6 protein-coding genes and 1 pseudogene are annotated in these 10,453 nt (G+C 76.8%); 6 read left to right on the plus strand and 1 reads right to left on the minus strand.

Going from position 1 to position 10,453, the window contains the following annotated elements:
* Window positions 1–31 precede the first annotated feature (31 nt).
* Window positions 32–337: pseudogene (locus ACSNN7_RS07255) on the plus strand (hypothetical protein); the annotation flags it as partial.
* Window positions 338–1,308: 971 nt separating this feature from the next.
* Here ACSNN7_RS07255 and ACSNN7_RS07260 read toward each other — a convergent pair.
* Window positions 1,309–2,196 (minus strand): hypothetical protein, encoded by an 888-nt coding sequence (locus ACSNN7_RS07260; RefSeq protein WP_436679879.1) that lies wholly within the window; start codon window positions 2,194–2,196, stop codon window positions 1,309–1,311.
* Between the two features lie 265 nt (window positions 2,197–2,461).
* On the opposite strand from ACSNN7_RS07260, the gene ACSNN7_RS07265 reads away from it, so the two are divergent.
* The 5 genes from ACSNN7_RS07265 to ACSNN7_RS07285 all read left to right on the plus strand — a co-directional run.
* Window positions 2,462–3,205, plus strand: coding sequence for a hypothetical protein (locus ACSNN7_RS07265; RefSeq protein WP_436679877.1), 744 nt, complete (start codon window positions 2,462–2,464; stop codon window positions 3,203–3,205).
* Window positions 3,206–3,355: 150 nt separating this feature from the next.
* Window positions 3,356–5,986, plus strand: coding sequence for a fibronectin type III domain-containing protein (locus ACSNN7_RS07270; RefSeq protein WP_436679873.1), 2,631 nt, complete (start codon window positions 3,356–3,358; stop codon window positions 5,984–5,986).
* Window positions 5,987–6,020: 34 nt separating this feature from the next.
* Window positions 6,021–7,019 carry an AAA family ATPase gene (locus tag ACSNN7_RS07275; protein ID WP_436679874.1) on the plus strand — a complete coding sequence of 333 codons (999 nt, stop codon included), beginning with the start codon at window positions 6,021–6,023 and terminating at the stop codon, window positions 7,017–7,019.
* 15 nt (window positions 7,020–7,034) lie between these two features.
* Entirely contained in the window at window positions 7,035–8,183 is a 1,149-nt protein-coding gene (locus ACSNN7_RS07280; protein ID WP_436679875.1) for a DUF58 domain-containing protein, read from the plus strand.
* Window positions 8,159–10,453 (plus strand): transglutaminaseTgpA domain-containing protein (locus ACSNN7_RS07285; RefSeq protein ID WP_436679876.1); only part of this gene is annotated, 2,295 nt, incomplete at its 3' end. The genes ACSNN7_RS07280 and ACSNN7_RS07285, both read left to right, overlap by 25 nt.

A 10,453-nucleotide genomic window follows, 5' to 3' on the forward strand; every position in this document is an offset into this window, starting at 1 on the left:
GGGGGATTACTGTACACGGCCGAGTTGGATCATGCACATCGCCGCCCGGCCGACTCTGCGGCGTCGTGAATGCCCAGGTCAGCGGGGTGGTCCGGGCAGCACAGGCACGGGGCGCCGTCGGGCGGGTAGCGTCCGGGCACCGTCTACCGGCAGCATTGCTCACGTGTCGCAGCCCTCTCCCCTCGTCGCGGTCCAGCAGCGGGCGCTCGCCCTCCGTTCCGCGGGTGACCTCCCCGCCGCCCGGCGGCTGCTGGCCGACACGATCGCCTCGGCCCGGCCCGCGTACGGCGAGGACCACCCGGAGGTGCTCGGCACCTCCCACCTGCTGGCGCGGATGCACCGCGAGGCCGACGACCCGGCCGCCGCCCGCCGGGTGCTGGAGGAGGCGTACGCGGCGGGCGAGCGCCGCTGGAGCGGCGCCGAGCCGCTGATGCTGGCCATCTCGTTCGACCTGGCATCGGTGGCCGAGGAACTGGGCAACCGGCACGAAGCGCGACGCAACTACACCCGGGTGGCCACCGCCGGGCCCGCCGTGCTCGGCGACCACCACCCCGCGGTACGAGCGGCCCGGCAGTACCTGGGCGGCGGAGTGCCGCCCACCACGGCGACGCCGCCTCCGCCTCCGCCCGTCAACCAGCCCCATCAGGCACCGCCGCCCGCCCCGGTACCGCCCCGGCACCCGGCGCCGCCCGCCGTCCGGCACCCCGGCCCGAGCAACCCGTGGGCACCCAGCCCGGCGTTGTCCGCGCCCACGGCCGCGGTGCCGCAGCAGGGCGTAGCTGCGCCACGGCCGCCTCAGCCCACGCCGCCGGCGCCGGCGCAGCGAGCCATGCCGCCGGCGCCCCCGGTACCGCCCCTGCCTCGGCAGGCGTCCGCGCCGCCGCACCCGCCGCACCCACGGCCGGTGCCGTCAGCGCAGGCACCAGGCGCGTCGCAGGCACCCGTCGCGCCCCCGCAGTTCGGGCCCGCGCCGCAGGTCACCGCGCCGCACCGCCAGGTGTCCGTGCCGCCGGCGCCTCAGGTGCCGGCTCCCCGCTCGGCCCCGCCCGCGCCGCACCCGGCCACCCGGCCGGCGCCGCATCCGCCCGCGGTGCCCACGCCACCTGTCGTGCCCGCGCCACCTGTCGTGCCCGCGCCACCTGTCGTGCCCGCGCCACCTGTGGTGCCGACCCCACCCGTGGTGTCGGCTCCACCGGCGGTCCCCGCGCCTCCCGTACCCCGATCCGGGCCTGCCGCGCAGGCCGGCTCCGTCGCCCCGGTCACGTCGCCGTGGGCGCCTCCGCACCTGCAAGCACCCGCCGTGCCACATCAGGCCCCCGCCCGGCCGCCTGAACGTCCCGGTCCCGCCACGCCCGACCGGCCGCCGGCACCCCGGCCGGCCCCGCTGACCCAGCCGCCGTCCGCGCCGAGCCGGGCGGCGGTGCCACCGCCCCCGGTCACCCCGCCGACGCAACCGCCGAACCGCCCGGTCACCGCGGCTCCGGTGGTGCCGCCGCCCCAGGTACCGCATCGGACTGCTCCCGCCGACTCCGCCGCGACACCATCGGCGTCGCAGTCGCAGCAGCGGCCGGCCACCGGTACGCCGGGTCCAGCGAGGGCCGGGGGTGGGGAGGCGCAGGCCCAACCACCCGTCCCGCCTTCCGCCGACCCGGTGGTGGCAGCGCCACCGCAGCCGGCGGTTCCGCAGACGCGCGGCTGGGACCGGCCGACCATCCAGGTCCAGCAGATCGATCCGCTGCTGCGGGAGGAGGCGGAGCGCCAGGCGTCGGCACCGCGGGCCAACCGATCGACAACCGGTCCGGCCGATGCGCCGATCGCCCCGGCCCCGGACAGCTCACCGCCGGTCAGCGCGCACCCGGTCGCTGCTGCCCCGGTCAGCGCGCCGCCGCGCGACGGAGCACAGCAGCCCGTCAGCGCTCCCCCGGCCCCGGTACGCCCGGTCAGCGCCGCCCCCACCTCGCCGGTCAGCGCGCCGCCCGCACGGCCGGTCAGCGCCACGCCCACCCCGCCGGTCAGCGCGCCGCCCGCGCCTCCGATCAGTGCGCCGCCCGCGCACCCGGTCGATCGGGCGTCCACGACACCGGCCAGCACGCCGCCGGTCCCGGCGCCCACACCGGCGAACCCGGTCAGCGCCCCACCGCCGCCGCATCGTCCGACGGCCCCGCCGACCCAACCGGTCAGCACGCCGCCGGCCACCCCGACTCACCCGGTGAGCGCCCCGCGCCCTCCGATGACTCCACCGACCTACCCCGTCAGCGCACCGCCCGTGGTCAGCACCCCACCGGCACCGGCCTACCCGGTCAGCACCCCACCGGCGCCCCAGCACCCGGTCAGCACGCCACCGGCGCCGACCCACCCCGTCAGCGTCCCGCCGGCACCGCACCACCCGGTGCACCGGCCGCCGATGCCGCCCGTGGTGAGCACGCCACCGGCACCGCACCACCCGGTCAGCGCCACGCCGGTGAGTACCCCGCCCGTCAGCACCCCGCCGTGGGGGCTCACCGCGCCACCGTGGAGCAGCGTCGCGCCGCCGCAGCCGCTGACCACCTCCCCGGTCGACGACGAGCCGGCCGACGACGAGGACGACCCCGCCGACACCGGCCGCCCGATGGAGGTCGTCGACGGGCCGCTGGTCGCGTACGACGTGCCGGAGCGGACGGCCGAGCGGATGGCGGACGCTCCGGTCGAGCAGCCGCCGCAGGAGATGACGTACCCGCCGGTGTACCAGCCGCCTGCGGCGTACCCGGTGGAGCTGCCGCCGGAGCGGAGTGGGCGGGGTCGCCTGGTGGTGGCCGTGGTGGCGGGCGTCGCGGTGCTGGGCGTCGCGGGCCTGGTCGGCGCGGTGGCGCTGGACCGCGACGAGCCCGGCCCCCGACCGGCGCCGACCGGGGGCACGCCGGGGGCGGCGAAGGCGACCGGCGCACCGCCGGGCGACCTGAAGCTGCGCGACGACGCCACGTCGGTCACCATCACCTGGTCGGACCCGACGGGAGGCGGCGTGCCGTTCATGGTCGCCGGTGGGCGCGCCGGGAAGGCGCTCGGGGTGATGGCCACCGTCGACCCGGGACGGACGACCTACACGGTGAACGGGCTCAGCGCCGAGGTGGACTACTGCTTCACCGTGCTGGCGGTGTACTCCACGGACGCCTTCGCCACGTCGGGACAGGTCTGCACGGACCGCGAACGGCGCACCCCGACGGGCTGACGACCGTCCACGTCGCACACGCTGGGTGTCCACAGGAGGACCCAGCGGGTTTCCTGGGGTCGGCCCGGCCCATATGATGTCCCACGGCTCAGGGGAGGGTCGCCGGGCACGGCGCGCCACCTGGACAGTCAGACGGAGAGGCAGCCGGACGTGGCCACCATCGACGACCCGGGGCGGAACACCGTGACCGACACCGCCGCACCACCGCGCCGCTCCCGGATGCGCGGTGGTCTGGTCACCATCGGCACGGTGGGTGCGCTGCTGGCGGCGATGGGGCTGACCGTGCTCGGGCTGGGCGCCGCCGACAACGCGGTGGCCAACTACGACGCCAGCAGCTGGTTGTGGAGCGCGGCCCGCAGCGAGATGGCCCGGGTCAACGGCGTCACCGCGCGGGTCGACACCCGGATGGAGATCCCCGGCGCCCGGCGGCACCCCATGCAGGTCACCCAGACCGACCGGCTGCTGATCCTGCGCGACCTGAACACCGGCCAGGTCAGCTCGCTGGACCTGGCCACCCTGCAGATCACCGCGACCACCCGGACCACCCCCGGCCTCGGGGTCAACGTCGCGCTGCACGAGGACGCCGCGTTCGTCGTCGACGCCGTGCAGGGCGTCGTCCGGCAGCTCGACCCGCGCTCACTCGCCCCGGTGGGCGAGCCGGTGCGCTACCCGCCGGGCATCACCGGCGGCGCCTTCGACGGCAAGGGCCGGCTCTGGATCGCGGTCCCCAGCGAGGGCACGGTCTCGGCGGTGACCGCCGCGAAGCTGCCCTCCGCCCCGGCCGCCGACGGCAACGTCAGCCCGGAGCGGGTCGAGACGTACACGGTGGCGGAGCCGAGCCACGAGCTGGTGGTCTCCACCCTGGACGACGGGGTGGCGGTGCTGGACCGCACCTCGGCGTCGCTGGTCACCGTCCGCGCCGGCGAGACCGCGCGCACGCCGCTGACCATGTCGTCCGCGGGTACGCTGCCGGCCCGGACCAGCGGCCCGGCCGTGCCGGTGACGGTGGGCGGCGAGCGGCGCGTGCACGTCGTCGCCGACGGCGGCGAGGTGCGGCAGTTCACCGTCCCGGGCACCGGCGACCGGCTCAACGCGGCGGTGGCCTGGGCAGGCCGGTTCTACTGCGCCGACGAGGCCACCGGGACGGTCTACGCGTTCGACGGCGCCGGAAAGCTCGTCGACACCATCCGGGGCAAGGGCCTGACCGGCCCGCTGGAACTCGACGTGCGGGAGAACCACCTCTTCATCAACGCGCCCGACTCGTCGACGGCCCGGGTCGTCGACGACCAGCACCGGGTGCGCGAGGTCAACAAGTACGCCAACGACGTCCTCGGCGGTGACCCGCCGCCGGTGCCCCCGCCGCCGCCCCCGCCGAAGAAGCCGAAGGTCGGCAAGCCGAGCGCGCCGCGCAGCGTCACCGCGTCGGCCGGCAACGCGCGGGCCCGGGTGAGCTGGAAGCCGGCGGCCGCGAACGGCGCCGAGATCACCCGGTACGTGGTGACCGGTGGCGGCCAGGAGCACCAGGTGGGCGCCAACCAGCGGGCGGTGGAGATCACCGGCCTGACCAACGGCGAGACGTACACCTTCTCGGTGCACGCGGTGAACGCCAAGGGTGACGGCCCGGCGCGCCGGAGCAACCCGGTCACCCCGACCGCGGCGGTGCCGGACCCGCCGGCCGCCGTGACCGCCGAGGCCCGGCCGGACGGCACGGTGCTGGTCAAGTGGCCGGCCGCCAACGGGCAGGGCAACACCATCGCGAAGTACGCGGTGACCGCCACCTCGGCCGGCACCAACGCCCCGGCCGGCGAGTCGAAGAAGACCGAGCTGGTGGTGCCGGCCGGTGAGCTGGAGTACGGCACCCAGTACGCCTTCACCGTGGTGGCCGTCAACGACAAGGGCGCCGGCTCGGCAGCCTCGCCGGTGAGCAACACGGTGGTGCCGTTCGCCCCGCCGGGCCAGCCGGTCGAGCTGCGGGCGACCACGGTCGCCGACCGGCCGGGCACCATCGCCGTGCAGTGGTCGCCGGCGCTGGACAACGGCCGCCCGGTGACGAAATACCTGGTCGACGTCGGGGGCCGGGTCCGCGAGGTGACCGACACCCAGGCGACGGTGGACGAGCTGGGCGACGGGCAGAGCGTGACGGTGAAGGTGAAGGCGGTCAACGAGGCCGGCGCCGGCCCGGAGGCCACCACCACCGCGCGTACGGTCGCCCCGCCCCGGGTGACGGTGACCGGGTCGTCGGCGACCGCCACCGCGGCGACGGTCACGTTCACCGTCGACGCGGGCGGCGGGCAGGCCACCTGCACGCTGAGCACCGCCGGCGAGCCGGCGAAGGCCGGTCCCTGTTCCAGCATCACGATGCCCGGCCTGAAGCCGGGGACGGCGTACACGTTCACGGTCACGGCGAGCAACGCGGCCGGCAAGGGCACCGCCACCCGGCCGCAGACCACCGACCCGCTGTACGGCGTCGCCACCTGCAACAACGGCCCCGACGGCGAGCAGCGCACCTACTGCAACAAGGACGTCGGCGGTCGCAACGGCAACGAGATCTTCTCGGTCACCCGCCAGGACAACGACAAGCAGGTCGGCTGGGCCAAGCCGGGCACCCGGCTCAAGGCGTACTGCAAGAAGTCGGGCGAGAACGTCGACTCGTGGATCTACAACAACCAGAAGCAGAGCACCTGGTGGGTGCAGGTCGAATACTCCGGGCGCAACTACATCCCCTGGGCCTGGCTCAATCTCGAGGGCGGCGACGACATCGACGTCCTGCCCACCTGCTGACGCCGCGCCATCCAGCCGAGGAGCAACCCCCACCGTGAACAGCAGCCACGAACCGCTCACCCAGCCGGAGGTGCAGGGCTTCGCCGCCCTCGCCGCCCGGCTGGCGGAGAACGTCAACGCGGTCGTGCTGGGCAAACCGCAGGTGGTACGACTGGCGCTGACCGCGCTCTTCGCGCAGGGGCACGTGCTGCTGGAGGACGTGCCCGGGGTCGGCAAGACCACGCTGGCCCGGGCGATCGCCGCGACGGTCAAGGGTGAGTGGCGCCGCATCCAGTTCACCCCGGACCTGCTCCCCTCCGACGTCTCCGGGGTGACCATCTTCAACCAGGCCACCCGGGGCTTCGAGTTCCACCCGGGCCCGGTCTTCGCCAACATCGTCATCGCCGACGAGATCAACCGGGCCTCGCCGAAGACCCAGTCGGCGTTGCTGGAGGTGATGGAGGAGCGCACCGTCACCGTGGACGGCGTCCGGCACCCGGTGCCGCAGCCGTTCCTGGTGGTGGCCACTCAGAACCCGGTCGAGATGGACGGCACCTACCGGCTGCCGGAGGCGCAGCTCGACCGCTTCCTGGTGAAGCTGTCAGTGGGCTACCCCGACGAGGCGGTCGAGGTGGAGGTGCTGCGCGGGGCGACGGTCCGCTCCCCCGAGGCGCTCACCGCGGTCACCGACACGGCCACCGTCGGGGAGATGGTCCGGATGGCCCGCCGGGTGCACATCGCCGAGCCGCTCTACGCGTACGCGGTCCGGCTGGCCGCCGCCACCCGCGCCCACCCGCAGGTACGGGTCGGGGTCAGCCCCCGGGGTGTGATCGCGCTGACCCGGGCCGCGTGCGCGTACGCGCTGATCGACGGCCGGGGCTGGATCATGCCGGAGGACCTGAAGACGCTCGCCGAGCCGGTCTTCGCGCACCGGCTGCTGCTCACCCCGGACGCGCAGGTGCGTGGGGTGACCGCCGCCGAGGTGCTGCGCCAGGCGATCGCGTCGGTGCCGGTGCCGCTGCCGTCGGGCCAGCCGGCCCCGGCGCACGGCTGAGCCGGCCGTACGCCGATGGGGATCACCGCCCGCGGTGCCGGGTTGCTCGTCGCCGCCGTCCTGCTGCTCGGCGCCGGCTTCCGCTTCGCGTACCCGGAATTGGCGCTGCTCGGCGCGGCGGCCGCGGTGGCGGTCGGCTACGCCGTGGCGGTCGCGGCCTGGCGGCCCCGGCTGGAGGTCACCCGCAGCGCCGACCCGGACCGGGTGGCCCGGGGCGAGCCGGCCCACATGACGGTGACGGTCCGCAACACCGGCCGGCTGCGGGCGGCGAACCTGCTGGCCGAGGACCGCTGCGGCGCGGCGACCGTGGCCGTGCCGGTGCTGCGGCTGCGTCCCGGGCGCGACACCACGGTCCGGTACGCGGTGCCGACCCGCCGCCGGGGCGTGGTGCCGGTCGGGCCGCTGCGGGTGATCCGGCGCGATCCGCTGGGGCTGGTGGCGCTCTCCCGCGCCTACGGTGCGACGGTGCCGGTCTGGGTGCACCCGCGGATCCATGCGCTGACCGCGGTGCCGACCGGCGCGGGGCGCAGCCTGGACGGCCGGTCCGACAGCGTGCCGCACGGCTCGATCACCTTCGACTCGCTGCGCGAGTACGTGGTCGGTGACGAGCTGCGCCGGGTGCACTGGCGCACCAGCGCCCGGGTCGGTGAGCTGATGGTGCGGGAGAACGTGGACACCAGCCTGCCCCGGATCGTGGTGCTGCTGGACAACCGCGCGGTCGCCCACCCGCAGCGGGTCGACGGGGTGGCGGAGTCCTTCGAGTCGGCCTGCGAGGCGGCGGCCTCGGTGGTGACGGCGGCCGTCCGGGACGACCTGCCGGTGGTGCTGGTGCTGGTGGCGCCCGGTGAGGACCGGGCCGGCGAGCCGCCGCTGGACCGGCTGGCCGCGGTGGAGCCGATCGACGGCGACGCCGAGACGCTGCGTACGTCGGCGAGCCGGTTACGGCAGGACCGGGCCGGCGACACCCTGGTCTTCCTCACCGGGCCGGGCGGCCGGGGCGACCTGGGGCAGGTCGGCGCGCTGCGCGGCGCGTACCCGTCGGTGGTGGTGGCGGTCTTCGGCGCGGACGGGCCGACGCCGGCCGCCGCGGCCGGCCTGGTGGTGCTGGACGTGGCCGACGGCGCCGGGTTCGCCGCCGAGTGGGACGGGGTCCGCCGGTGGTGACCACGCAGGCGCGCCCGGTCGCACCCGGCCCGGCGGCGCCGCCGGAGGACGGGCGCGGTGCGGCGGTACGCCGGGCGTTGCGCGCGGTGCCGGTGCCGGTCGCGCTGATCGTGCTGACCGCGCTGGCCGGAGTGGTGCTCGGCCGGGTGTACGCGGGGGACCTGCTGACCCGGCTGATGTGCGGCGCGGCACTCGGCTCGGTGCTGGTCAGCGTGGCCGCGCGGCGGCTGCCCTCCTGGCTGGTGGCGCCGGTGTCGGTGGCGGCGATGGCCGGCTGGACGGCGTTCTCGCTGCAGCTGGCCGCCCGGCACGCCGACCTGCCGGGCGGGTTCGGGCCGATCGTCGCCGACGCGGCGCGCAACGGCATCCCCCGGCTGCTCACCGCGATGATCCCGGTCGAGCCGGCGCCGGACACCGTGCTGGTGCCCCTGGTGGCGGCCTGGCTGGCCGGGCTGGCCGGAGCGGAGGTGGCGCTGCGCGCCGGTCGGACCCTGCTCGGCTTCCTGCCGCCGGCGCTGCTCTACGCCGGCGCCCTCTACGTGGTGGGGCCGAACGCGGACCCGGCGATCTGGCCGTCGGTGGCCTTCGCCGGCGCGGTCGCGCTGGGGCTGGCCGCGTCCGGCCGGCCGGGCACGCCCGGGGCCACCGATCCGACGCTGACGCCGTCGGTCCGGGCGGCCGTGCGGGCCCGGCTGGTGGCGGGCACCGCGCTCGGCCTGGCGGTGGTGGTGGGGCTCGCCGCCCTGCTCGGGCCGATGCTCGCCGCCCGCGTCGACGACCGGCCGGTGGACCCGCGCCGCTACGTGGAGCCGCCACGGGTGGAGTCGCTGGACGAGAACCCGCTGATCCGGATCTCCGGCTGGGCGCTCAACCCGCAGCAGCAGCTGCTGGACGTGACGACGCAGGCGCCGGCCGGGGCGGAGAGCCGGATCCGGCTGGCGGTGCTCAGCGACTACGACGGGGTGACCTGGCGGGTGGGGGCGACCTACCGCAACGCCGGGCGGATCCTGCCCGCCACGGCGCCCGGCGCCGGACCGGTGGAGACCGTACGGCAGGAGATCACCGTGGCCGGCCTGACCGGTCGGCTGCTGCCGGCGGTGGCCACCCCGCGCGAGGTGAGCGGGGCGCGGGTGGCGTACGACCCGGCGACCGGGACGCTGATCCGCCCGGAGGGGCTGAGCCCGGGGCTGCGGTACACGGTCACCTCGGCGCGGGAGCGGCCGGACGTGAACCTGCTCGCCACCGCCGACGTACCGGCCGGTGCCGAGGTGGCGCGGGTGCTGCGGGTCGCCGACGGGACGCCGGAGCCGCTGCGCAAGCTCGCCACCCAGCTCGCCGAGGAGAACGGCGCCCCGTACGCGCGGGCCGCCGCCATCGAGCAGTTCCTCGCCGAGCACTACCGGATGGTGGCGGACGCGCCGAGCGGGCACGCGTACCCGAATTTGAACTTCTTCCTCTTCGGACCCCGGGGCGGCGGCGGGCAGCGCGGCACGTCGGAGCAGTTCGCGGCGGCGTTCGCGGTGCTGGGCCGGCTGACCGGCCTGCCGACCCGGGTGGTGGTGGGCTTCGAGTCGAGGGGCGACGGCCCGGTCCGGGCGGCCGACGCGTACGCCTGGCCGGAGGTGCTTTTCTCCGGCGTCGGCTGGGTGCCCTTCGACCCGTTGCCCCGGCCGGACACCGAGCCCCGGCCGGTGGAGGAGGACTTCCGGCCGACGCCGGACGATCCGCCCCCGTCGGAGGTGCCCGAGCCGACCGTGGAACCGACCGCGAGCCCGCCGGCGGTGGCCGGGCCGGACCGGTCCACCGCCGAGCGGGGCGTGCCGGCGCCGGTGCTGGTCGCCGGGGCGGTGGCCGGCCTGCTGCTGCTGGTCGCGGCGGCGCTGGCCACGCTGGCCGGGATGCGTCGGGCGCAGTCCCGGGCGCGACGGGAGCGGGGCGACCCCGGCGAGCGGATCGCCGGCGCCTGGCGGGAGGTCACCGACGCGCTGCGGCTGGCGGGCCGGCCGGTCGGCGGCGACCTGGCCGCCACCGAGGTGGCCCGGCACGCCCGGCAGGCGCTGGCCGACGCCCGCGCCACCAGGACCGCCGACCCGGCCGCCGGCCCACCGGCCGAGCGGACCGCCCGCCCGACCGCCGAGACCGACCACGCCGGGTCCGCCCTGGCCGGGGTCGCCCCGGGCGTCGCCGTCGCACCGACCCTGGTGGACGGACCCGACGTGGACGAGTTGGCCGTGCTGCTCAACCAGGTCGCCTTCGCCCCCGGCAGCGCC

The organism is Micromonospora sp. URMC 105 (assembly GCF_051386295.1).
In the GTDB taxonomy this organism is placed as follows: Bacteria; Actinomycetota; Actinomycetes; order Mycobacteriales; family Micromonosporaceae; genus Micromonospora.